The 25,051-nt window shown below is 64.4% G+C and carries 19 protein-coding genes; 4 read left to right on the forward strand and 15 right to left on the reverse strand.

What is annotated here, in order from left to right; genetic code table 11:
• Positions 1-65: 65 nt before the first annotated feature.
• From KGZ40_01190 to KGZ40_01200, 3 genes are all read left to right on the forward strand, one after another.
• Entirely contained in the window at positions 66-1,403 is a 1,338-nt protein-coding gene (locus KGZ40_01190; protein MBS3956138.1) for a GTPase, read from the forward strand.
• A 4-nt stretch (positions 1,404-1,407) separates the two neighbouring features.
• Positions 1,408-2,367, forward strand: a complete 960-nt coding sequence (locus KGZ40_01195) for a carbamate kinase (GenBank protein ID MBS3956139.1) — start codon at positions 1,408-1,410, stop codon at positions 2,365-2,367.
• A gap of 142 nt (positions 2,368-2,509) precedes the next feature.
• The gene (locus tag KGZ40_01200) at positions 2,510-3,082 is read left to right on the forward strand and encodes a hypothetical protein (GenBank protein ID MBS3956140.1); all 573 of its coding nucleotides are present in this window, start codon (positions 2,510-2,512) and stop codon (positions 3,080-3,082) included.
• Positions 3,083-3,094: 12 nt separating this feature from the next.
• On the opposite strand, the gene pncA is transcribed toward KGZ40_01200, so the two are convergent.
• Complete coding sequence (gene pncA / locus KGZ40_01205) at positions 3,095-3,667, reverse strand: bifunctional nicotinamidase/pyrazinamidase (protein ID MBS3956141.1); 573 nt, start codon at positions 3,665-3,667, stop codon at positions 3,095-3,097.
• Between the two features lie 86 nt (positions 3,668-3,753).
• Complete coding sequence (locus KGZ40_01210) at positions 3,754-5,220, reverse strand: nicotinate phosphoribosyltransferase (protein MBS3956142.1); 1,467 nt, start codon at positions 5,218-5,220, stop codon at positions 3,754-3,756.
• A 154-nt stretch (positions 5,221-5,374) separates the two neighbouring features.
• Here KGZ40_01210 and KGZ40_01215 point away from each other — a divergent pair, with 154 nt between their 5' ends.
• Entirely contained in the window at positions 5,375-5,566 is a 192-nt protein-coding gene (locus tag KGZ40_01215; protein ID MBS3956143.1) for a hypothetical protein, read from the forward strand.
• 36 nt (positions 5,567-5,602) lie between these two features.
• Here KGZ40_01215 and KGZ40_01220 read toward each other — a convergent pair whose 3' ends face one another.
• From KGZ40_01220 to gatC, 13 genes are all read right to left on the reverse strand, one after another.
• A complete protein-coding gene (locus KGZ40_01220; GenBank protein ID MBS3956144.1) occupies positions 5,603-7,558 on the reverse strand; it encodes a cell wall-binding repeat-containing protein in 1,956 nt (651 codons plus the stop codon).
• Positions 7,559-7,580: 22 nt separating this feature from the next.
• Positions 7,581-8,420: a hypothetical protein gene (locus KGZ40_01225; protein ID MBS3956145.1), complete on the reverse strand. Its 840-nt coding sequence runs from the start codon at positions 8,418-8,420 to the stop codon at positions 7,581-7,583.
• A gap of 21 nt (positions 8,421-8,441) precedes the next feature.
• On the reverse strand, positions 8,442-9,803 hold the full coding sequence (locus tag KGZ40_01230) for a hypothetical protein (protein ID MBS3956146.1): 1,362 nt from the start codon (positions 9,801-9,803) through the stop codon (positions 8,442-8,444).
• A 158-nt stretch (positions 9,804-9,961) separates the two neighbouring features.
• A complete protein-coding gene (locus tag KGZ40_01235) occupies positions 9,962-11,251 on the reverse strand; it encodes a hypothetical protein (GenBank protein MBS3956147.1) in 1,290 nt (429 codons plus the stop codon).
• A 20-nt stretch (positions 11,252-11,271) separates the two neighbouring features.
• Complete coding sequence (locus KGZ40_01240) at positions 11,272-13,485, reverse strand: nickel-dependent hydrogenase large subunit (protein ID MBS3956148.1); 2,214 nt, start codon at positions 13,483-13,485, stop codon at positions 11,272-11,274.
• Positions 13,486-13,513: 28 nt separating this feature from the next.
• The gene (locus KGZ40_01245) at positions 13,514-14,905 is read right to left on the reverse strand and encodes a twin-arginine translocation signal domain-containing protein (GenBank protein MBS3956149.1); all 1,392 of its coding nucleotides are present in this window, start codon (positions 14,903-14,905) and stop codon (positions 13,514-13,516) included.
• A gap of 488 nt (positions 14,906-15,393) precedes the next feature.
• On the reverse strand, positions 15,394-16,887 hold the full coding sequence (locus KGZ40_01250) for a hypothetical protein (GenBank protein ID MBS3956150.1): 1,494 nt from the start codon (positions 16,885-16,887) through the stop codon (positions 15,394-15,396).
• A 58-nt stretch (positions 16,888-16,945) separates the two neighbouring features.
• On the reverse strand, positions 16,946-17,971 hold the full coding sequence (locus KGZ40_01255; protein MBS3956151.1) for a tetratricopeptide repeat protein: 1,026 nt from the start codon (positions 17,969-17,971) through the stop codon (positions 16,946-16,948).
• A gap of 115 nt (positions 17,972-18,086) precedes the next feature.
• Positions 18,087-19,769, reverse strand: a complete 1,683-nt coding sequence (locus tag KGZ40_01260) for a hypothetical protein (protein ID MBS3956152.1) — start codon at positions 19,767-19,769, stop codon at positions 18,087-18,089.
• Positions 19,770-19,901: 132 nt separating this feature from the next.
• Positions 19,902-21,407 carry an Asp-tRNA(Asn)/Glu-tRNA(Gln) amidotransferase subunit GatB gene (gene gatB / locus KGZ40_01265; GenBank protein MBS3956153.1) on the reverse strand — a complete coding sequence of 502 codons (1,506 nt, stop codon included), beginning with the start codon at positions 21,405-21,407 and terminating at the stop codon, positions 19,902-19,904.
• A gap of 112 nt (positions 21,408-21,519) precedes the next feature.
• Positions 21,520-23,166 (reverse strand): HAMP domain-containing histidine kinase, encoded by a 1,647-nt coding sequence (locus tag KGZ40_01270; GenBank protein MBS3956154.1) that lies wholly within the window; start codon positions 23,164-23,166, stop codon positions 21,520-21,522.
• Entirely contained in the window at positions 23,127-24,659 is a 1,533-nt protein-coding gene (gene gatA, locus KGZ40_01275) for an Asp-tRNA(Asn)/Glu-tRNA(Gln) amidotransferase subunit GatA (protein MBS3956155.1), read from the reverse strand. Before gatA ends, KGZ40_01270 begins: the two co-directional genes overlap by 40 nt.
• Positions 24,659-24,961, reverse strand: coding sequence for an Asp-tRNA(Asn)/Glu-tRNA(Gln) amidotransferase subunit GatC (gene gatC, locus KGZ40_01280; protein ID MBS3956156.1), 303 nt, complete (start codon positions 24,959-24,961; stop codon positions 24,659-24,661). Before gatC ends, gatA begins: the two co-directional genes overlap by 1 nt.
• Positions 24,962-25,051: the final 90 nt, after the last annotated feature.

Genomic DNA, 25,051 nt, shown 5'->3' on the forward strand with positions numbered 1-25,051 from the left:
TATGATCAGGTTCTATGCACCGTACCGCGCGCCAACACGGTACCCGTGACATCGAAGGAGCCGCGATGGAGCGCGAGAGGATCGTCATCATGGGAGCGGCCGGGCGGGACTTCCATGTGTTCGCCACGTGCTTCCGCGACGACCCCGGAGTCGAGGTCGTCGGTTTTACCGCCGCACAAATCCCCGGCATCGATGACCGCGTCTATCCCGCGGACCTCGCCGGTCCGCTCTACCCTCACGGTGTCCGCATCGTGCCCGAGGAGCGGCTGGCCGAGCTCATCGAGACCGACCGGATCGACCGTGTGCTCTTCGCGTATAGCGACGTGAGTCACGAGACCGTGATGCACCACGCCTCGGCCGTGCTCGCGGCTGGGGCGGACTTTGGCATCATCGGACCCGAGCGCACGATGCTCGGCTCGAGCGTCCCGGTGATATCCGTCTGCGCCGTTCGCACCGGCGCGGGCAAGAGCGGCATCTCTCGGCGGATATGGGAACTGCTCGCCGCCCGCGGCATACACGCGGTCGACATCCGGCATCCCATGCCCTACCGCGACCTCTCGTGCATGGCCGTCGAGCGCTACGCGAGCATCGAAGACCTCGACCGCCTCGGCGTGACGATAGAGGAGCGGGAGGAGTACGAGCACCTGATCGAGGTAGGCGCGGTGGTGTTCGCCGGAGTCGACTACAAAGCGATACTCACCGAGGCCGAGAAGGAAGCCGAGCTCATCATATGGGACGGCGGCAACAACGACATGCCGTTTATCCGTCCCGGCTTGGAGATCGTCGTGCTCGACCCGCACCGCGCTGGTCACGAGCGCCGCTACCACCCGGGTGAGACAAACTTCCTGCGCGCAGACGTGCTCGTCATCAACAAGGTTGACTCCGCCCCTCCGGGAGCGGTCAAGGCGCTTCGAGACGCCGCCGAGACGCACAACCCGCACGCGGTCGTGGTCGAGATGGCCTCGGAGGTCACCGTCGACGACCCGTCCCTGCTTGCCGACGCCCGTGTGCTCGTCATTGAAGACGGGCCCACCGTGACACACGGCGGCATGGCGTTTGGTGCGGGCGCCATCGCGGCGCGGGCGGGCGGCGTGGCTGAGCTCGTCGATCCCCGCCCGTACGCGGTCGGCTCGCTTGCCAAGACCCTCACGCACTACCGCCACCTCGACTCCGTCCTGCCGGCAATGGGCTACTCGGCAGATCAGCTCGCCGACCTTGAAGCGACGATAGCGGCCGCCCCGTGTGACGCGGTGGTCATCGGCACCCCGATCGACCTTTCGCGTCTCATCGAGATCCGCCAGCCAGTCGTGCGCGTGTCGTACCGCGCCGCTGACGTCGGTTCCCCCACGCTCGATGAGGTGGTTTCGGCGTTCCTGGCACGCGAGGCTAGAGGGAAGAGCTAAGCCGATGCACCAACACATCAATACACCGCTCTACGTCATCGCCCTCGGAGGCAACGCGATCATCCGGCCCGGTGAGGCCGGAACCATCGAGCAGCAGGTCGCGCACGCTTCAGAAGCGCTCGAGCCGGTCGCCCGGCTGGCCGCTGAGGGTGCGGGTATCGTGCTGACGCACGGTAACGGGCCGGTTGTCGGCAACATCCTATTGCGCAACGAGGCCGCGGCGGAGAGCGTCTCGCCGATGCCGCTGTACATCGCGGACGCCGACTCAGAGGGCGGCATAGGCTTCATGTTGCAAAACACGTTGCGCAACCTCATGCGCCGAATCGGCGTTACGCGTGAGGTCGCGACTATCGTGACACAGGTCGCTGTCGACCCGAACGATCCCGCGTTCACCGCGCCGAGCAAACCCGTAGGGCCGCACTACGCCGCCGCGCGCGCGCGTGAGCTAGCGAACCTGCGCGGCTGGACGCTCGCGAAGGTGGGGGCTGACGCGTGGCGCCGCGTGGTGCCGAGCCCAAGACCGCTGCGCATCATCGAGACCGCGGTCGTGCGCACGCTCGTGGACGCTGGCGACGTCGTGATCGCCGCAGGCGGGGGCGGCATCCCCGTTTTCGAGTCCGCCGACGGAGCCACACTCACCCCTATCGACGCGGTTGTCGACAAGGACTGGTCGAGCGCGCTGCTCGCCCGCGACATCGGCGCGGACCTGCTCGCTGTCCTCATGGAAGCCGACGCGCTCTACCTGGGCTGGGGAAGCGACACGGCGCGTCTTGTCCCCCGCATCACGGTGGGCGACGCGCATGTCTTGCTCGACTCAGGAGCCCTCGCCGCCGGCAGCATCGCGCCCAAGCTCGCCGCGTGCGTCATGTTTGTCGAGTACACTGGGAAAGAAGCCCTGATGTGCGCCTCAAACCGTCTCGAAGAGGGACTTGTCGGCAAGTCAGGGACCCGCATCACGGCCTAGCGCCGCGTATTAGGTCTCGGAATATCCCTTCGCCACGCTCACGATTTTTGCGCGCGACCGCTCATCATTTCGGCTCATGCGGGAATACATATGTGCCGATACGCTCTCCGAGAGGGTCCACACGTCTTTTCAGGAGCGCTCCATGGTCACCGCGGTCTCGGGGCTTTCGACCATACGCACGTACTTTAACGCGGACACCCGCTACCTGTTCCAGGTGCTCGTGTGCTCGACCTCGAACGTCGAGGCGACGATCGCGCTCGATCTGCTCTCAAAGACAGTGCCAGAACGGGCGATCGTCTCGGCGGTGAACTTGAGGGAAGCGATCCGAGCGGTCCCGGCCACGCCGTTTCGCATGGCCGTCGACGAAGAGACCCTCGTGCGCGCGGGAGGCATGCGGCGTGATCTTGCGATGTTTAAGCGCGAGACGCCCGACAGCTACGTCGTTGCGGTAACCACAGCGGGCAACCTCGTTCTCGACCTTGTCATCAAGTACGAAAACGAGAAACGATTCTGGACGCCGGTGCCCGCGAAGCACGATCTGTGTGACCCGGGAATCGTGCAACACCTGATCATGAGCGAGCACCTGTTCGCGACCGTGCTGGAGATAATCCGCGCGATGGGCGTGGTCCACAACCCCACGCTCCACCTCTCTCTCGACGATTGGCATCTCGAGTACGCGCGCGAGTCGATCACCTACGTCGACGACATGTTTTAGAACCGTCTCGACCTAGGGCCAGGGCGCGTAGCGGACCGAGCATCCAAACTTGGCCATCTCGGCGAGCGCCGCATCACCATCGCCAGGTACGAGGTCCACCGCACGGCACCCGTCAGCGACCACCGTAACCGCGAACCCCAGCTCTCGCGCGTCGAGCGCGGTGTACTTCACGCAGTACTCGGTCGCCAGGCCGACTACAACGACCTCAGACACGCCGCGCTCACGCAGATAGGATTCGAGACCGGTCGCTTTGCGGCGTCCGTTGTCGAAGAATCCCGAGTAACTGTCGACGCGCGGGTCGGCGCCCTTGCGCACCACGTGTGTGACAAGACCGACGTCGAGTGCGGAGTGAAAGCTCGCTCCGGGCGTCTGTTGCACACAGTGCGGCGGCCAGAGCACCTGAGCCATCCCGTCGAGATCGATGACATCGCCCAAAGACGCTCCGGGGTGGTTGACGGCGAAGCTGGCGTGATCAGCGGGGTGCCAGTCCTGTGTTGCCACGACAAGGCCAAAGAGCGGGGCGAGCGTGTTGGCCACTGGCACGACCTCGTCGCCTGCGGCCACCGGCAACGCTCCGAACGGCATGAAGTCATTTTGGATGTCTACGAGTATCAGCGCTTGCACGAAACCATCTCCTTGCGCTCGTGCGGAATTGCGCGGTTCACCCGCGCTCACCCGCGCGATCTGGACATGACGACGAGCTTCGTCCTGACCGCGTGCGCTCCGCGCTCAAGTCCCACCGGATACGAGTGAGGGTTCAGAAAGCGCAGAATCGACGGGTCGAAGGCGCGCATCTGCTCGCGGGCTCGCCTGGCGGCCTCGGCGAGGGGCGGGGGCTCCCAGACGCGCGTGCCCGCACGAAAGACGGGAACGAGGAGCTCCTCTGAGGACGTGCCCGCTTCGAAACGCTTGCGACGAGTGGGGTCGGCTGGGTCGACCATGACGGCATCGCCTGAGGGCGGACGGCTCACATCGTAGACCATGTCGCCCGCCGGATGTCCCTCGGCGTCGTGGTACCGGCGAACGCCGAGCACCCCTGGCGTGGTGACCTTAGCGGTCTGCTCGGATACCTTGATTCGCGGCTCCCACTCACCTCCAGGCCGCCTGACTGCGGTCAGTTTGTAGACACCCCCGAGCGCGGGCTGCTCGTAGGCGGTCACGAGCTTGGTGCCCACGCCCCAGACGTCGATCGCCGCCTCCTGCTCCTTCAGACTGGCGATCAAGTGCTCGTCTAGCTCGTTTGAGGCGATGATGCGCGCGTCGGTAAGACCGGCCGCGTCGAGTATCTCTCGCGCGCGCCGCGAGAGCCACGCGAGGTCGCCGGAGTCGATTCGCACACCGATGAGCGCATGCCCGCTTCCGCGCAAACGAACTCCCGCCTCCGCCGCGCGGGCTACCCCCGCGAGGGTGTCGTAGGTGTCAACGAGGAAAGTGCAGTTGTTGGGCATCGCCTCGGCGTATCGCGCAAACGCCTCGTCCTCATCGTCGAAGAGCATCACCCAGCTGTGCGCGTGTGTTCCAGCCACCGGAATTCCCCACACACGGCCCGCGAGGGTATTCGACGTGCCCGAGCAACCGCCCACGAACGCGGCCCGCGACGCCGAGAGCCCTCCGTCGGGTCCCTGCGCTCGGCGCAACCCGAACTCGATCACGCGGTCGCCGTGGGCCGCCCGGCAGACCCGCGATGCCTTCGTCGCGACGAGCGTCTGAAAATTGACGGTATTCAGGAGCGCGGTCTCTACAAGCTGCGCCGAGATCACCGGTCCGCTCACGCGAAGGAGCGGTTCATGCGGGAAGACAACTGTCCCCTCGGGAACCGCGTCGACATCCGCGTCGAAACGAAACGTCTCCAGATAGGTCAAAAACTCGCTGCCAAACAGCGGCCGCGCGTCGTTACCTTCGAGAGAGGCGAGGTAGGCGATATCGTCGTCCGAAAAGCGCAACGACTCGAGGTACTCTACGGCCTGATCGAGCCCGCACGCGATCGCGTATCCGCCTCCAAACGGATTGTCGCGAAAGGAAAGCGAGAACGACGCTTCTGTGCGGTCTACGCCCGCTAGCAGGTAGCCCTGGGCCATCGTGAGCTGATAGAGATCAGTATAGAGCCCGGGCGCCTGCCGCCACGCGTACACGCTCACGGGCCACCTCCTTGGTATCGGACGGTCGCGGGCTTCATTTTGCGATTCCTCGACATTGAGCGTACCCTATCGAGGGGGTGACGCTCCACGCGTGAGCGAGTTTGGCAGCTGGGTATATGCATCTCGGCACATCAGCGCTTGAACGGGGGATCCGATGAGCGAGCCGTACGAAGCACCACTTGATCGAGTGTCGGCAACGACCGGACACGGGGACGGCGGGTCGAGGAAGAGCGTCGCGACGCGCGCGGTAGACCTCGTCGACACGATCTACGCGCGAGAGGAGCGCGAGAGGCGGCGTGAGTCGCTTGAAGAGGTGCTCGGCAAGGCGAAGGCGGAGAGCGCCTGAGTCTCGGCGGTGCAAACGAAGACGCTTGCCTGCCCCCTACAACGGTTCGTTAAGGACGCGCATAACTTCTTCACGCACACTCTGTGAGATCGCTCCCGTTCCGCCTAGGAACCTCACAGCGGTCGTGGTCATACGGTTCGCTCCGAGCACGTCCTTTGTGGGATCGCTCAGCACGAGCGGGTCGGTCAGCAGCAGCACGCCGCGGTCGCGCCCCTGAAGCACGCCGCCGGCGAGCGCGTCGGGAAACGAGACGCCCGTCGCTATCGCGACACGCTCCCACGACAGGCCGACCTCGGCCACGCCCCACTGCGCGACCGACACCGCGGTCTCGTAGCGATTCACGCCGTGTCGCCGCAGGACCGATGGGAACTCGAGCCGGAGCTTCGCTTCGACTTCGGGTGAAACGGCCCCTATCCCCCCGGTGATGACGACTCGGGTGACACCGGCCGCTTTCATCGCCACGATGGTCTCATCGGCGATGGATGTGCCGGGTGTCAGGTACAGCGGCCACGCGTGCGCCGCCGCCAGTGGTGAAGCCGCGAGGGCGTCAGGATAGTTGTGCGCTGTGGCGACAAACGCGGTGACATCCGTCGGACCGCCCACACGCTCCGCGACAGCCCGGGCTGCTACTGCCTCAGCGGTCTTGATGCGATCGATGCCCGCCACTCTGACCCGTGTCGCCGTTGGGAGCGCGGATGCGAGCTGCTCCACCACCCGAGCGCTGACCGCACCCTCCCCGCCAACGACAAACACGCGGGACGGCCTGATCTCGCCGGTGAGGTAATCGAGCACTGCCTGAGGCAACTCGGCGGTTCGCGTGAGCAACAGCGGGCCTCCCACAGCGCGCGCGAGCGCGGAGGCGCCGAGCGCATCAGGCCAGTTCTGACCGGTCGCGATGACCACGGCGCCCGCGCCAGCAGGATACGCCGCCCTCGCGATGGCGATCGCGGTGTCATAGCGATTCTCACCGGCGAGCGCCACCACGCTCACCTTGCCTGCGCCGGCGGCCGTCACATTCAGCGCCTGGTGCGCGCCCCAGAAGTTCGCGTCCGCGCCCGTCCCCCACGGCTGGACGAGATAGGTGTACGTGGTGCCGGCGACGGCCGTCGTGTCGCTCAGTGAGAGCGCGCTCGTGTGCGAGCCCGGAATCTGCGTCCATGTTGAGCCGCCGAGTGGGCGGCGCCACACGCGGTAAACGATCGTGCGCGTGTCGTCCGATGTCGTCGCAGTGGACGCTGCCGGCTTGACCCACGACAGGTCGACCCGGCCAGGCACATTCGAGACCGCCTGCACGCTGCGCACCGGGCCGAAACGGTACCCCGTGACCGAGATGTCATCGATCGTGGGGCCCCTGCCCGTGGCGGGGGACTGACCGGTTCCCTCGACGCGATCATCGAACTCGAAGATGATGTGGCCCGCTTGCCGAGAAAGCGACGGGTCGTTGCTCGGCTTCGACAGGTCAAAAGCGCGATTGACCCAGCCTGCGGCGATCGAGAAGTTTGCGTACGTGTGCCAGTTGCCAGGATCAGCGGTGCCGTGCCAGCCCACGAGGAACGAAGGCCAATCGGCGGCTCCACGGCTGGGCATCGTGTACCACATCGAAAGCTGGGACGAGTAGAAATCGGCAAGCTGGGGAAGGGAAAGTGCCGCCCTGCCTGAAGTCTTCGACGGATACGCACTCCAATTGGCAAGGTTGTTCCCAGCGCACCACAGCCCGTTTGAGCCGCTCCGCTTGCTCAGCGTGATCCTGCCCCACCACGCCGCGACGGGGCTCTGGCTAGGGGCCGGATTGGCGCCGATCGTCATTCCCGCCGGCGGATAGGTACCCTCGAAGCCGGTTTCCCAGATCGTCGTTGGAGCGAACTGCGGCGCCGTGGTTCCGTACGCTTCTTGCGGGCCGGGGAACGTTGACACCGCGAGAGGCACGACCAGCGCAACGACCAGCATGAAGCGGGCAACCGGGCTACCGGTGCAACGGGAGATCGATCTCATCTTGGCCTACCTCGCTTCACTCTTATCGGAGCGCATCGGGAAACGCACGAGCGGCAGATACCGCCGCATCCCTCAGCGCAGCGGGAGATTGTCCCGCCGTGGTAACAACGACCTCGAAGACGAACCTGCCGCGCTTGTAGGCGACAACAGCAAACCGGGTCCCGTCGGTGCCAAAGTACGCGGGCACGCCGTCAATGGTGACGTTCGCAGAATCATTTGGGTAAGCGATCCGCGTGACATCGCGCAGGAACGCGTCCGCTGCATCGGGAGTCGCTCGATCGTGCACGGAATACAGCGCGCGCCTCACCGTGCCCACCGGCCCGCCTTCGACAGGATCAGCGGCAACCGAGGCATCCGGCCCGACGACCACAGAAAGCGCGAGTTCGTATCCCGGAACGCTTGCGGGAAGCAGCACGCCGACGTCGGCTACCGAGCTGGTGAAGCCAGCGTCCGGGTTCATGACCGCGGGAGGCTCATCAAGTGGCGCGCTCGGCTCTCCGGTTGCGTTCCCCGGTCCGCCCGGCTCAGCGGCCAGAGCGGGATCGCGCGTGATCCGGTCGAGCTCCGCGCGCGCCTGTGCGTTCGAGGGGTCCGCGATGAGCGCACGCTCGAGGAGCTCGACCGCGCGTGTCGTCTCTCCGGAAGCGAGCGCGTCCATCGCGCCGACGTAAAGGTCACCGCTGTCGTTGGCGGGAAGAGCTGTTTGGGGGAGGTTGGGACCAGTGACGTCACGCGGCCCGCTCAGAGCCGAGACGCCAAAGATCACCGCGGCAAGCAGTGCCACCCCCGCCGCGCCGAGCGCGAACGTGCGCATACGTCCGCCGTCGCGGACAGACGCGCCTTTGGTGTCGCCTTCGCTCATCCTCACCTCCGCCACGCCGGGCTACGCTGTCGCACACTCTCCGAGCGCTACCGCTCGCGCTACTTCTTCATCGACAGTCTCACAGCCCTTATCGGCCGCTCTCTCAATCGCCTGCTGTGCGATGGCGCAGAAACGTTCCATGTCTCCATCCGCCGCTTCGATGAGCAGGGGCCAGCCGCCATCCTCAAGTCTGTGCGGCCTGTGGCCCGGGATCGTCGCACACTCAAGCCACCACCGCACCGCCTCGGCGTCAAATTCACCAGCGCGCTCATCCACCCGGGCCAAGTTGGGAAACGTCCACTCGATGCGCTGCCCGATCCCAAACTGGTCCTCTAGCTCCGGAGCGGCGTCTTGCTCGGCGAGGAAAACCATCACCCCGTGTTTGCCCGCCATCACCCGGATCTCACTTAGCGCCGCGATGAACTTCTCTTGGAGCTCTTCCGGGACCGATCTCCAGCTCTCTAGCCCGTCGTAGACAAAGACCACACTGTCGAACCGCAACGTCGCGAGCCGCATGAGCGCCTTGAACGTCTTACGCGGAGCCGCGGTGATCTTGAGCTCGGTAATGAGCTGGCCAAACCCTTCGTCGGCGTACGCCTGGATCGCCCGTGCGATGACCGGCGAGTAGTGGGCCCGGATGTGCGCGATAAGGAATGCGCGCACGGCGATGCGTGGATCGGGCGTTGCGAGAGCGTCGTCGGGTATTGAGCCGCCGAAGGCTCGCGGCGCCCCATCAGTGAACACATCCGTCTCGGGCGAATCGTCTAACTCCTCAGGCTCCGGGTCGAGCGAGATCTCGCGGATATCGGTGGGCGGGGGTTCGAACCTGGGGGTTCTCTGTAAGACATACTCGCCAAAGTGCTCTCGCACCGCCGCGATCGGGTCTTTTTCCATCGCGTCCGAGAAGCCCTCCCACGCCTCCCCCGCGACCGGGAGCCACTCGGAAAGAGATGTGTCGGGCGCCGAGGCGATGGCGCGCACAAGCTCGACGAGTGTGAGCTCAAACGACCGGGTCGCCACGCGCTCGGCCAAGACGTTGAGCGCGCTCCTGATCCGGCCGACCCGCGCCATGTAGAGCTGCACGTAGCACGGCAGCATGCGCAGTGAGTAATCGACGATCATGCGTTGCTCAGCGTCACTCTCAGCCGACATGTGGAAGAATCCGGCGACCTCGTTTGATTTCGACACCCACACGACCGAGGCGCGACCTGTCTTTGCAGCGGCAGCCACTGTCGCGAGCAGCCGGTTCGACTCGGCCTGCATCTCAAGCAGGGTCGCCCGAGACGCGCCCTGACGCTCGTCTCTCGTCGCGAACGGGTTGGCAACCAGACCGAGCGACCGGTAGCGCTCGGCGGATCCCGCTGTCTCGTGCACGTCGTTCACGACCCGCATCCCTCCCTGTAGGCGCCCATCAGGTGACGCAAGCTCACCGACGGCACTCTCATGTATCGACCAGCCGGGCAAAGGGGTCCCGGACCTCGCGTCCGGGACCCCCTCGTGCGCCGTACGCCGCCATGACAGCACGCGTACGACATCGACACCTACTTGTTGTGACACCTCTGGCATACGCCTCGGTCGTCGGTCCTGAGCAACGCGCTCGTAAAGGTGGGATCGACGCCCGCGGTCGCGGCGGAACTGGCCTCGTAGGGAACGGGAATAAGCGATCCACCGACCTCCCACTTGAGCTCAGCGGAAGCGTAGCCGGTCATCCGCGCTGTCGAGCCGTGGGCGCGGTGACACGTCAGGCAACCCATGAAGTCATCGTAGCCCCAATTGCCAGCACGGAACGCGGCATGGTCGCTACCGGCACGCGCCTCAAGCGGGATGAGCGTGTCGGTGACCACGGCACTGCGCAACCACGAGACGCCGAGGGCGTAGCCAGCCGGATCGCCAGCGGCGAGGGAGACGTTCACCGGGTGACGGTGGAAGGTCTCGGCCCCAACTTTAGTGGTCTCTGTTGAAGGCAGGAAATCGCCGTAGTTGTAGGTCAGACCCGCAGCGGCATCGTTTCGGACAACGTACGCCTGGTGACACGATGCGCACCAGCCAGAGATGCCCTTCTCGGCATCGTTGTTGGTGGTGGCGTACTCGGGCGACGTGTAGTTGGGACGGTAATCGGCCATCTGCGCCGCTCCGACCTCATGCTTCTTCCAGCCGACCGCCGGGTAACCCTGCTCGGCCGACACAACGAATGGTGTGGGTGTGTAGTCGTCGATGTACCCTCCCACGACCTGGCCGTTCACGTAGTCCTTGAGCAGACGGTAGTTTGAGCTGCCGTGGACGTCGTGGCAGCTTGTGCAGGTGAGACTAGTAGCAGCCGGAAGAGCGTTGCCGGCGCCGTACTGACCCCACGCGGGGTACATCTGGGCGGCAACTACGTCCATGCGGTGAGACGATGTGATCGCCATGAAATCGCCAGGGTTGGCGGGATCTGGCATGCTCTCAAAGCCGCCGCCGTTAAGTGTGGCGTTCCATACGGAGTTGGTGTCCCAGCGGAACTCGCCTCCGTTCTGCGGTCCGGACGGACCGCCGTCGAAGACACCGCTCACGACGTTGGTGGACGCGCCGGGCGCGTTGTCACCGTGACACACGTTGCAAAACTCGCTCATCGTGGTCGCGTTTGAGATCAGCAGGGCGCTGTGCTCCGCTCTCGCAACGGTATCGTCGGTCCAGGTTAGATCCGAAAACGACGTGTGTGCGCGGTGACAACCGGCGCACGCATCGGTGTCCTTCGAGTACCCGCCGTGAGGACCGAAGTTGGCAAACGCGACCGCGCTGTACGCAAACAGCATCGCGAGCCCCAGCACGGTCACGACAGAAAGTCTCTTCATCTACTGCACCTCCCTCATCTCTAGTGAACCGCGCACGCGATGCACGGATCGAATGTGTGGGCCACACGCAACGCTTCGACCTGGGAGTGGGTCTCCTGCACAACCCCGGTTCCGGCCTTCTTGAACTCGGACGTCTCCATACTGTACGGAACACCGATCATCGCCGCCTCCATTGGGCCGAGGTTCTCATCGGCATCCCTGGGGCTGATGTTCCATGTGGTGGGGACGACGCACTGGTACGAATCGATCTTGCCCTGTGCGCTGCGCGACACGAAGTGCGCGAGAGAGCCGCGCGGAACCTCGGTGGCGCCGTAGCCTTTGGTAGCGCCTGTAGGCGGCACCTTGTCGCGCCATGTGGATCCGGCGGCGGTGCTCAGGAGCGAGGCGGCCGAATTCCAGCCGGTGTTAGGATCGGTGACCTTACCACCGAGCAGCTGGACGAGCACAAGCGACTCGAGCGCGCGAGCACGTATGCGGTCCATGACCGAAAGGCCGCCCTTGAGACCGTAGACCCAGTTCGCGACCGCGCCGGTGATGACCGCCGAGTCCAGCCCGTATGCCGCGCCGGTGATCGAGCCGTCAACCGCTTCAAGCGCGGCGAGGATCGCGGCGTTGACCGTGTAGGTCGCGACCTGATTTGGAAGCGCGCCCGGGGCAAGCGAGAGCAGACCCTCGACCGCGGACTGCCACGGCGTGCCGTAGAAGTTGAAGTCGATGGTGAGCGTCGCGAGCCCGTCACGTACGCAAGCGACCGCGAGGTCGGCTGCGATCATCGCGGGAGCAAGGCCCGTGGTCGTGGTGGGCGGCGTGGTGGGCGTCGTGGCTGGATTGCCGACATGGTTGTACGTCTTCACATACGCATCGTAGCCGTCCACGCCAAGCGTGGCGCTGCCAAGCGTGTTGCGCAACGGCGTGCCATCGACCGGATAGAGTCCGCCGACCACAAGGCGAGCAAGCGGACCACCCTCGCACGGATAGCCGTTCCAGCGCGGCCCCTTGGAGTACGTGTACGCGTCGGCCTTGTCGCGCTGGGGCTTGGTGCGCCTGACATCGCCGGGGAACGCCTCTTCATCCGCATCATAGACGGCCGTATCGAGATCAGCGATCCCGTACCGCGCGTACTTGATGGTTTCTGTGAGGTTGTTCTCGACGCTAGACGCGCCACCATCGTCGCCGAGGAAGCGGTTGTACACGTCTTGCTTAGTGGTGACAGTGAAGGAGAGAGCCTCCGTCTCGCGGCCTTCAAGCGGCTTGGTGATCTTCACGCCGCCCGGTAGCTGAAGCTTTGCGCCCATGGTGAGGTTGTCAGCTTCGGGATACGCGCCCCACGACAGGAAGTTGCCGCAGCCAGCGCCGAAGCCGTAGTCGTTACCTTCGTAGTTACCTACGTCAGGCGCGGTGGCGGCGTTTGGTACGTTGTTGTTGTACTTGTTGTCGTAGTCGTCGTAGAGAGCCCCGAGAGCGAGAGCGAGCGGCACGTACTCCTTGACGATGAACTCGCGCACCTCGGCGGTCATCTTCTTGAACTTATCGAGCTTGCCGGAGAGGTTCTCCTGGCCATCGTTGGTGACACCCCCCGCGACAAAACACGATGTCATCGGCATGCGGCCTGCGAACAGCGCGCCTGCCTCGAGAGCAACGCGGCGGATGCGAAGCGCTTTGACGTACTGCGTCACTGCCGCGTCCCATAGGCCCGTGGAGAACCCGTTGGTGGACTTCGCGGGCAGGACACCATCGCTCGTAGACGTGCCGTCGTAATCGGTGTCAGACGGATTCAGCAGCTTCGTGTGATAAAAGCTGCTGTCAAAGAACGGGGTCCACGGCGGGGTCTTGGGTCCCTGAACGTAGTCGAGTGCTGTCAGGTGGTAGAAGTGCGTGATGCTCGACATGAGCATTTCGGCGGCGAGCACGATATTGCGGATGTGCACCGCCTTGGGCGGCACTCCGTAACCTGCGCTGTCGGGGCCGGCAAACGTGATGTGTCCTCGGCTGTACCCGAGCGCCGCGTCTGCCGTGTACGACGCCGTGAGTCCGTGCGGCACAGGGCACACGCCGCAAATCCGCTGCGTGAACGTGATCGCATCGTTCACATCACGGCCAAGCAGGAAGTTCTCGAATCCGCGCCACAGGTTGCCATGGACATCGGCACCGCTGACCTTGCCATCGGTGACAGTCAGTTTCACGCCAAGATGACCCTCGATGCGTGAGATCGGGTCGACTTCATAAACAGCCATCTAGTGTTCCCTCCTTTCTGAGTCCGTCCTACAACTTCACGAACGGAACGAAACTGTCCGGATAGCCCTTCTCGGTGCAGCCCATGCAGGGATGACCCGCACTCGTGCAGTGGCCGCCACGGAAGGCGCCGGGGTTCGTTGGGATCGAGTTGACCTCCGAGAGGCCGTACTCCCAGTCGCCACTGTTGTGCGGCTGCTGGGCGTTCCAGCCGTGCAAGCCGCAGAGCGATTTGACGCCGGGACCCTTGCAGCCGATCTTTTGCAGACATCCGGAGTCGCCCGGCTTTCTTGCGAACCTGCCCATCGACCAGTCGTTGAACCGCGGACAGTACGGGCTGTGGATGCTCGCCGGATACGCGTGCTTGAGCCGACGCGTGCTGTCGAGCGCGGCCGGGTTGGGCGAAAGTCCGTTCAGTACACCGAGAGCCCCGGGGTTCTCGATATCGACGAGCACAGCAACCACAGTCAGCACGAACCACCAGGGGTTGGTGGGACATCCGGGCACGTTGATGACCTTCTTGGTGTCGAAATCGCGAGCGTCTCCGCCGAGACTGAACAAGAAGTCCTCGACGCCCATTGCGTCGGTCTGCGAACGAGAGGTGTCAAAACCCGCCGCTCCTGAGTCGATCGGAGGCCTGCACCCTGGGAAGCCGCCGTACGTCGCACACTGACCGATCGGGATGATGATCGCGGCCTTCCTAGCGAGCGTTTCAACGACCGTGTCGATCCCAAGCTCGAAACCCGTGTAGGTTTGAGTCTGGGCGTTGTAACTGTAATTGTGCGACATGCCGATCGAGCACCACGGCACGTGACCCGAGGCATCGTTCCATGCGCCCCTGAAGTCCGTACGCTGTACCGAGCCCTCGACCACCAGCACGAACGGACGGTTCGGCGGAACGTTGGTCATGAAGTCCTTGAGCCACTGTGCGGCCAAGTCGCCGCCCATGTTCATGATGGTCTCATGGTAGTTCAGCTCGATCACGTCCACGAGCACGTCTTGGATGTTGGCTACTAGCGCGGACTCGGGAAGCCCAAGTGTGATATCCATGCCTGCGCCCGTGCCAAACTCGCCACCGTCGACATTGAGCCCCGCACCGTTGAAGGTACGCAGATCCGTCACGACCGACGCGCCGTTGCCACTGCCGCCGTTTGCGAGGTCGAGCGCGGCGAGTGTCGTGATGGACGTGCCCTCGACGGCTTTTCCGCGAACGTCTTCGAACAGACCAAGCAAGGATGTCGAACAGCCAGTGCACTCTGCGCCGTGAATCCAGACCACGGTGGGCTTACCCGACGCCGAGTTCCACTGCGTGGATCCCAGCGCGATCGCTTCGGTGATCCGCTGGACATCGACACTGCCAAACCCCGCGGCGGCAGCCAGCGCGCCCAAGCGGGCCACAAACTGTCGTCTGGTTATCGCCATGTTACCCTGCCCCCTTTCATCTTCTTTCCGCGTTGGAATCGATACGGTTGTGCGCGTCACGCGCGCTGCGCGCTACTCGGTCCCCCCTTCCGCGCCCATGTGGCGACAGGTGTCGCAGGAAACCCTGCCCACGCTAAAACCGCGTCGCGCGCACAAAGCGCCGACACGATTGACGTGTTGCGTGCGGTGAGGAACGCGTGGCGCACTCGGCAGGTCATGTGAGTCAGCGTTGTGGGCGCCGTGAATCCAAGCGCGCGAGTCGTGTATCGCGTGTGCATGCCGGTCCCTCGTACCCCTTCGATCTCCCGCTTCGCGAACAGGATGCCGGTCCCGTGCGTTCGCAAGCGGTCGAACCTGTTCGGCCGTATCCTGGTCGGATACGTTTTGTAACAATTGTTACATCGCGCATTGTACACCGGCCATTCACCCGGTGGCAAGCACTATTCTTCACTCACTATTTTTCGCTCACGGTGCGCACGATGTTCGGCTCACCGCCGCTCCTGCCGCTTCCCAAATCGCTCGATGTACGTCTCGCTGTCGATCGCGTCAATGTCGAGCGCGCGAGCCATCCTTCGCAGCTCGAGGTCTTCCGTGCAAAACACGCGTGCCCTCCGAGCGGTCGCAAGCAACGCGGCGGTCTCGTAGTCGACCTCAAGGCGTTCCGCGATCGCACGCGCATCGGCATCCGAGTGCTCGACAGGATGGAGCAGGTGCTCGAAGTGGATGTCCCCAGCACTCACGCCACGGTAGCTCTCGTAATCGGCCGGAGTAGCCATCCAGTACTTGCGGCCCCTGCCGTGCGCCATCTGGTCGACAAGCTCACCTTCGACCATCGCATCGATGAACTCCGCGGTCGCGAGGAAGCGCTTGCGGCGGGCGAGCAGCAGCAACGGCAGGAGGAGTAGCGGTGAAAGACACAGGAGCCAGTACGCCGGGACCTCTACCGCCGGCACCGGAGCGACCTCGGTCGGCCAGCCCCACACTTGGATGCGAGCGTTGGCCCCGTCGACAACGAAGATGCGGTTCATCTCATCGACCGAGACGTCGTTTGGATAGAAGAACTGGCCTTCAAGGAATCCGCGTGTGCCAAACGTGAGCAGCCTGCCGCCCTCGCCATCCCACAGCGTCACGTCGTGAGCGAGCGTGTCGGCCACCGCGAGAATGGTACGCGTGTCCTCCTCAGACAGCGGCCGGATCGCGTCGAACCCGCGCGGCAGGCCCTCCGTCGGCACGAGACGCAGCAGTTCACCGCCGAGCGTGTACGCCTTTAGCCGCCGATTGTTGCTGTCGGCGACCCACACCTCCTCGCCAACGACCTCAACGCCGTTGGGAAAGAAGAACAGCTCCGGCTGAGACCCGGATGCGTCGGATTGCCCCGCGGTCCCCACCGAGCGCTCGAACTTCCCGTCGGCATCAAAGATCATGAGCCGATGGCCGTTGAGGATCTCGGTCGCGTAGAGCCTGCCGTCGTTGTCGAAGTCGAGGGCGAGCGGTGCCCACTGAACATCGCCGGTCTCAAAATCCGGCAGCTCGGATTCGGGAAGCGCAGGGTCGAACTCCCCTTCGTAGGTCCCGTCCTTGGTGAAGATGGCGATCGACCGGTTGCGGCGATCGGTGATGTAGAGACGCCCGTCAGCGGGGTTCTCGGCGATGTAGAGCGGGGTTGTGAGCTCATCGGCACCAAACGTGCCCTGCAGCTCCCCTTCGGGGTTGAACTCGAAGACTTGACCCAGCCGCGCGTCGGTGACAAAGACGCGCGACCCATCGGCATAAACGCCGGTCGGACGCTCAAGCCTCGTATCACCAACGCCGCTAAACGAGTAGAGGTACTCCGGCGAGGTGAGCGTATCCTCGGCAACCGTGATGAAGGGCATGGCGAGACGCTTGGTCGCCTGGTAGTTGATGATTGTCGCCACTAGGATCACGAGAAACACGATCAGGATGGTGATGATCGCGATGAGCCGCTTGCGCCTTCTGGTCACCGCGCTACCTCTTCCCTCTTGTCGCTTTCACAGCCGTCACGTATCGCACCCTCACCCGTCACTCGCCGAGACGATCGAGCGCCTCGGCGTCTTGCGGCGCCATCACGAGGATCTCGCCCCACACTTCGCGCGCGTCGGTAAGCGATCCCCGCGCCTCAAGCACCCGCGCGTGGATGCGCACGTACTCCACGTTCGCCTCGTCAAGCACGCGCGCGATGAGCGCGGCCTCGAGCGCGCGTTCGAAATCGCGCTCGGCAAGCGCCGTGGCTGCGGTCGCCGCCCACTGGTCCGCGCTCCCAAGCGACACGAGCGCCTGGGCTGGCTCCTCTTGTTCGGGCGCGTTACGCGCCGCGAGCACGAGATGGGTGGCCGCGTTCACCCGGTCACCTTTCGCGAGGTAGACCTGGCCGAGCTCGTAGTGGGCTTGCGCAAATGTCGGGTCGAACACGAGCGCGTTTTCGAAGTTCTCGATCGCGCCAGCTGTTTCGTCCAACCCCTTGAGGGCCAGGCCGAGGTTCAAGTAGGTCACCGAGGAGTCGCGGCGTATCCGTAGCGCCTCCTTGAAGAATCCAGCCGCCTCGTCGAACCGCTTCTGGTTCAGCGCGATCTCACCGAGGTAGAAAAAGGCGAGCTCCCTGCGGTCACTCGCATCCTGGAACTCGATTCCCGTCGTGAGCTCGATGACCTTGAGGAAGTAGGGCTCTGCGGCGGAGTAGTCGCGCTGGGTCATCGACACGACGCCCATCATGAGGTGCGCGCCGGTGTGCTCCGGGTCGATCTCGAGCGCCGACTGCAGCTCACGCACCGCCTCGTCGTAACGGCCGGCGGCCGCGAGCGCCTCACCAAGCCGCACACGCAGCACAACGTCGCTGGGATTGGCGCGCATATCGGTGTACATGGCCTCGATTGCGCGCGCTGTGGGTGTGGCCGCCTGCTCGAGGACGCGAGCGTTCCAGATCGCGTACCCAAGGTAGGCACCTGACGCGATCACCGCGAGAGCGAGCGTTGCTGCCGCGATGATAAGCGCGACATCCGTGCGATTGCCGCCGGGAGCGCCCGGATCGGCAGCGATTCTGTTCTCCACGTGGAGACTCCATCCGTACGAGACGTGATGCCGGTCAAAGCGTCCCACTACGGCGCAGCGCCAAAGTGAGACAGACACTAGCGACTAAGGGGAGCCTGTGTCAATCCGCCACATCTCATCGTGGCCCGCCGATGCCGGCTGGACTGGCGTCTTCCGGCGCAGCCGAGCCGTCGCGCGCGGACGGACCCTTCGTATGGCAGCGGGCGCAGAGCTCCGCGCCCCGATACGGGGCGATGAGCGTGCTCCTGATGTCGAGCGCACCGTGACAGTCATAACACAAGCGCAGGTCATGGCCTATCTGCGCTCCCCCGGCCGCATGCCCGTTGTCCGGCCGGATCGCCCACGTCGCATGACACTCGTAGCAGCGGTACGGACGGCCCTTCGACTCCGCGACCTCGAAGTGCACCGCATGTTCCGCGAACGCCTTGTGGCGGATGCTCGTCGCTGGCTTCTGCGACATCTCATCGTGACACGGAACGCAGTTTGCCTCCACGAGGTCGAGTCTCTGCACCTGTTCGTGGTGGCAATCTTGACACCACTCCCGGTCCTTGTGGCAGACCGAGCAGTCGCTTTCCATGCCGTCCGGCGGCTCGTAGGCCGCGTGAGAGCGCAGCCACTCGCCGGGATGCGGCATCGGCGTCTGGTGGCACCGCTCGCACGACGGTGAGTCGTGACACGCCCAGCATGTCCCCGCACGGTCGAGGAAGCGGGGGCCGTGCTGAGAGAGCCACACCGCATCGGTGTGATCTTCGGGCACGATCCAGCGCGGCGGTGAACCATCCGCAAGCGGACGCTGCGCCCGGTGGCACGCCACGCAAAACGGGCTCTTGTGGCAGAGCGTGCAGTACGCCTCGTCCTCGGCGACCGCGCCACCATGGTCTCGCGCCTCGAACGCGGGCGTATGCGCGACGGGTTTCAGATCAAAAGCGGGCGTGTGGCACGCGATGCACTCCTCGGTCGCCACAAGACCCTGGCCCGCATGGTTCAAGCTGTGGCACCGATAGCAGTCGGCCATCGTATTCACGCGCGTACCCGTGGGGGTGTGCGGTGTTGAAGGATGGCAGCTCGCGCACTGATAGTCACGCTCGAGATGCACCTGGTGGACGAAGATGATCCGGCCCTCGGCGACAAACCGATCGATGTCCCGGTGGCAGTAGAGGCACTGTCCAGCGCTCACCGGAGCTCCGAGATCGATCGAGAGTTCCGGACGCGGCTCGGGCGCGGGAAGCAGTGGCAGGTACACCGGGTTGATCCGCGCCACCTCGGGTACGAGCTCGCGGTGGCAGGTGTCGCAATCGACGGGGGCCGCGTGACACATCACGCACGTGTTGGTCCCCTCGCGGCGCGCCTCTTCAGCGTGCGGTGCGAGCTCCCACTGTGCGGTATGCCCGTCTGGACGGAGGGCGGACGGATCCGTGTGGCACACGTCGCAGCCGTCTCGTGCGACCGTTCCAGCGACCTCGGCATGATACTGCCCATGGCAGCCAAAGCACGACTGCATCAAAGGCCGCTCAGTCCCCTCCGGGCCGTGCGGCATGCGCACGTGGCACGTAGCGCACGCCACAACGATGTGCGCGGCGTGCCGGAATCGCAGACCCGGGGTCTGAGAATCGGCGATCTGCGCATGGCACGGGGAACACTGCTCGGTGGTGACCGGCGCGCCGATATCGATAACGGGTCCTGTCGCGGCAGGCACACGCGTGGCCACAGCCACGAGGATCATGACGGCGAGACAGAACACAGCGGCCAACACGAGCGCCGCGCGCGATTGGACAGATGAGGAAACAGTACTTCTCACAGAATCGATCCAGACAGCGTCACGGGGCCGGTTCCGTTCGCGTCGGCAAACGTTGCGCACGTACAGCTAATGAGAGTAGTACCCCGGCACCACTGCGGTCAATTCAGCGGCTCTCTAGACTGGTCCTTCCGGCTACCCGTCGAGCCTGCTCTTGAGCACGTCATTGACCAATCCCGGGTTTGCCTGCCCACCGGTCTCGCGCATCACTTGACCCACAAAGAAGCCGAGAAGTCCGCTCTTGCCTGCCCGATACTGCTCGACCTGTCCCGCATGCGCCGCGAGCACCCGGTCAACAGTTGCCTCGATGACGGCGGTGTCTGAGACCTGTTTCACGCCCCGCAATTCGACGATCGCTCCCGGTGGCTCACCAGAGCTCGCCATCTCGGCGAACACGTCTTTTGCCTGCTTGCTCGAGATCTCGCCTTCGCACACGAGCCGAACAAGCTCGGCGACCATCGCAGGCGTCACGCGGCTGTCGCCCACCCCGATCCCCTCAGCGTTGAGGTGGCCTAGGAACTCATTGATCACTACGTTGCTCACCTGGCGAGCGCGCTCAGGCCCCGTGATCATCGTCGCTGCCTCGAAGAAGTCCGCGATGTCGAGATCGGAGGTGAGTACCGCAACATCGTGGGCAGGCACATCGAACATACGCATGAAGCGCGCCTTTCGGGCATCAGGTAGTTCGGGCAGCTTCTCGCGTACTTCCTCCACCCACGTGGGCGTGAACTCGAACGGAACCATGTCGGGTTCCGGGAAATAGCGGTAGTCGTGCGCCTCCTCCTTGGATCGCATGCCAGAGGTTCGCCGTGCGCCAGCATCCCAATGGCGCGTCTCTTGCACGACACTTCCCCCGCTCTCGAGCAACTCGGCCTGACGGACGATCTCGTAGGCGAGCGCGTCGTGCAGCGACTTGAACGAGTTCATGTTCTTTATCTCGGCTTTCGTGCCGAGCGCGTGTTGACCGCGGCGCCGGACGCTGACGTTGGCGTCGACACGCATGGAGCCCTCTTCCATGTTGCAGTCAGAGATGCCGAGCGTAAGCCAGATGAGCCGGAGTTTCTGGGCGAATCGGCGAGCCTCTTCTGGCGTGCGGATGTCCGGCTCGGTGACGAGTTCGATCAAGCCGGTGCCAGCGCGGTTGAAATCCGCGAGTGAGTGCGTGGCTCCGGCGATACGGCCTTCCGAGCCGCCCACGTGCACCATCTTGCCGGTGTCCTCTTCGAGGTGGATGCGCGTGATGCCAACGCGCGCGACGTAGTCACCCTGCCGGTCGGGCCGCGGCGAGGCGCCTGCGGTGGGCTCGATCTCGACATCAACGTGACCTTTGGAGCAAAACGGCAGGTCGTACTGGGAGATCTGGTAGTTTTTGGGCATATCCGGGTAGAAGTAGTTCTTCCGATGAAACTGGCTCCACGGAGCGATTTCGCATTGCGTCGCAAGTCCCGCGAGCACCGTCGCCTCGATCGCCGCGGCGTTTGGAACCGGAAGCGCTCCGGGCAACCCGAGGCAGACCGGACACACCCGGGTGTTGGGCTCGCCCCCAAAGGCGACGGGGCATCCGCAGAACATCTTGGTCGCAAGTGTCGTAAGCTCGGTGTGGATCTCCAGGCCGATGACGGCCTCCCACTCTGAGAGCACCTCTGTGAGACGGTCTGACGCCACGCTTAGCTCTCCTTCTTTATCCGGCACGGGCGCACCTCGTTAGGCGCACCACCTCGCGGTACTGTGCGATTCTACCCGAGGCGCGAGACTAAAATCCGGTCCCGTTGTAACTCCGCTGCGGGACAGGAACCTGCCTTGGTATCCGCACCGTGAACGTCGATCCCACTCCGAGTTCACTCACGATGTCGATGCTCCCGCCCAGGATATGCACAAGACGGCGCGAGATCGAAAGCCCTAGTCCGGTTCCTGAGGCACGCTCCGCCTCAGGGATCGACGTCCCCTGGAAGAACTCGTCCATCACGCGACTCATCTCGTCAGGCGGGATACCGTATCCCGTGTCGGTGATCGCGAACTCCACGTGTCGCGGATCCGGCTCCCGCACGCTCATCGTGACGCTCCCGCCCTCCGGCGTGAACTTGACCGCGTTGCCGGCGATGTTGATGAGGATTCTCTCAAGCAGATCCCGATCCGTGTAGAGATCCACAGCGTGCTCTGGCACCTCACGAGCGCAGTGCAACCCCTTTTCGTTGCTCATAGGACACACGATGTCGAACACCGTTGTAATGACGTCGGACGCGGAGAACTGCACCGCCCGGGGAATCGTCATCCCTGCGCGTGCCTTTGACAGATCGAGAAGATCGTTCACGAGCGCGAGTAACCGCTTGCCTGCCGCAGAGACGTGACGCAGCTGCGTCCGCTGCTCTTCGTTGACCGGGCCGGCAGATCCTGACTCCAGTATCCGGGCGAATCCGATGATGGAGTTGAGCGGAGTGCGCAACTCGTGACTCATGCTCGCGACGAAGCGCTCCTCGGCGTCGATCCTTTGGGCGAGTACGTTCCTGGCGTGTTGTTCGGTGTCACGCTGATGAGCGACTCGCCGCAGGATCACAAGCCCTTGCGCAAACGCCACGCTTACCGCAAGCACCGCAAGAGCACCCGCGATCGTGAGCGGAGCCGCTGAACGTAGCACCTGGGCGCGATCGACCGACATCACGATCGCCCACGGCGTACCGGCAACAAGCGCGGCGCCAGTCACTTGCCCACCGGGCTGGTCTGTGAGGCCGACCCCGGCATCGATAACCTCCGCGTCCATAGAACTCCACGGTCCTGGTAGTGCGAGCGCGGCATCGACTACCGGGTCGAGGTCGGCGTTCATGAGCGTCACCGCGACCGGTTCCCCACCGGGCTGCGGTACGAGAGGCACCGCCCACCGCATCGGACCAAGCTCGTCTTCGCTCATCATCACGTCGCTCCGGACAATCTCGGAGGAATCGAATGCGGCCTCGAGGAGCTTGGCTTCGGTATCAGGGCATCGCTCCGGTCTGCCCGCTACAAACAATACGGTTCCGTCGCGCGCGATGATCTGGACGCACGTGTAGCCGCGCGCCCGGACCTCGGCCTGAATCCTGTCCTGGAGAAGCGGGCCGATCGACTCGTCGCCCTCCAGATATGACGCGGTACGGACAGCGAACCCTCGCATCTGGGACACCGCGACCGCGTTCTCATCGAGGCGGTCGAGTTCGAATTCGATGAGCGATGCGGCGTATTCGGCGGAACGCTCGAGCACCACCCGTTCCCTCGCGATCTCGCGAGACACATAGACACCGTTGATCGCAACGAGCGCGCTGAGTGCCAGGCCGGTCATCACCGTCCATAGGGCGACGTAGAACAAGCGGCCCGAAGTCAACCGCGTGGCTATCGAGCGCCACCTCCCGGTCTGGCTCGCTTTGCGCACGCCAAATACACCCCCAGTCGCTCCTCTCTGACGAGCGGCGGCACCGGGTCAAACCCGGTGGCCGCCTCGAACGCCGCCGCCGCCCGTAATACGGTCGCCTCGGCAAAGTGGTCGCCGATGATCTGCAATCCGATCGGAAGCCCTTCTTTCGCGCTCAGCCCCGCTGGCACGCTAATCGCGCAGTTGCCCGCGAGATTCACCGGAATCGTGTAGACGTCAGAGAGGTACATCGCGACAAGGTCGTCGCTCTTCTCGCCTATCGCAAAGGCCACGGTGGGCGACGTTGGCGTAAGCAGCACATCGTAGCTCGTAAACGCATCAGCGAAATCACGCTTGATGAGCGTGCGCGCCCGCTGCGCCTGACCGTAGTAGGCATCGTAGTACCCGACTGAAAGCGCATACGTCCCAAGCATGATCCGGCGAAGAGACTCCGGGCCAAACCCCTCCGTGCGCGAGCGCATGTAGAGCTCAGAGACGTCCTTAGCGCCTTGAGCACGGTGCCCATACCGGATGCCGTCAAAACGCGCGAGATTCGAACTCGCCTCGGCGGGACCGATAATGTAGTACGCCGAGAGAGCGTGCGCCGCAGTGGGAAGCTCGACCTCTCCGACTTCCGCGCCGAGCGCTGCAAACGTTTCGGCGGCTTGACGGATCGCGGTTCGCACCTCATCGCTACAGCCCTCTGAGTCGAGCAGGTCTGTCGCGAGGCCCACGCGAAGTCCCGAGATACCCTCACCAAGCATCGCGGTGTACTCCTCAACCGGGCGCTTCACGCTCGTCGCATCCATCGGATCGGCACCCGCGATCACCTCGAGAGCGAGCGCCGCGTCGGCGACCGAGCGCGCGAACGGGCCGATCTGGTCGAGCGAGGAGGCAAACGCGACGCACCCGTAGCGCGAGACGCGGCCGTAGGTGGGCTTGAGCGCGACCGTGCCCGTGAGCGATCCAGGCTGACGGATCGACCCGCCGGTGTCTGAGCCGAGAGCTATAGTCGCCATCCCAGCAGCCACCGCCGCCGCACTACCTCCCGAGCTGCCGCCCGGAACGCGGTCGAGCCCCCACGGATTGCGGGTAGGCCCAAACGCCGAGTTCTCAGTTGAGGAACCAAACGCGAACTCATCCATGTTGCACTTGCCCACCGGCAGCGCGCCGGCGTCTAGAAGACGGCGGGCCGCTGTGCAATCGTAGACGCTCTCGTAGTCTTGAAGGATACGTGAGCTGCACGTCGTGCGGGTCCCGATGAGATTCATGTTGTCCTTGAAGGCAACCGGCACGCCCGCGAGCGGGGGCACCTGGGCTCCCGATGCGACAGCGGCGTCCACGCGCGCCGCCGCTTCATACGCAAGCTCAGGGGTGACCTGGTTGAACGCGTGCACATCGCCGTCGAGAGCGTCGATGCGGGAGAGGGCGGCGTCTGCCATCTCGCGAGCGGTGAAGACGCCTCCCGCGATGGCGTCGCGTATCTGGTTTGCGGTGATGCGTGACAGATCGATCACGCGTCATCCCCTCCGCCCACGATGCGAGGGATCACAAACGCGCCGCCTTCCTCGGCAGGCGCGTTGCGCAAAGCGGCATCGCGATCCAGGCCCGGGCGAACAACGTCATCGCGCGTCGAGTTCACAACATCGAGGGCGTGGGCGGTGGGCTCCACACCGGACAGTTCAAGCTGCTGGATCGTGCCGATGTGGTCCAGAATCGAGTTGAGGTCGTGGCCGAGCCATTCAACCTGGTCTTCTGTGAGCGACAATCGGGCGAGCCGCCCGATATGCCGCACATCCTCATCAGAAATCGCCATCGGGTGGTTCCTCCCGGTCGTACGCGGACACCTGCGGCGACACGACACGCCGGGGCATGGTGTTCGCACGCTATCACGATAATACCCCGC

This window comes from Clostridiales bacterium, from assembly GCA_018333995.1.
In the GTDB taxonomy this organism is placed as follows: Bacteria; Actinomycetota; Coriobacteriia; order Anaerosomatales; family SLCP01; genus JAGXSG01.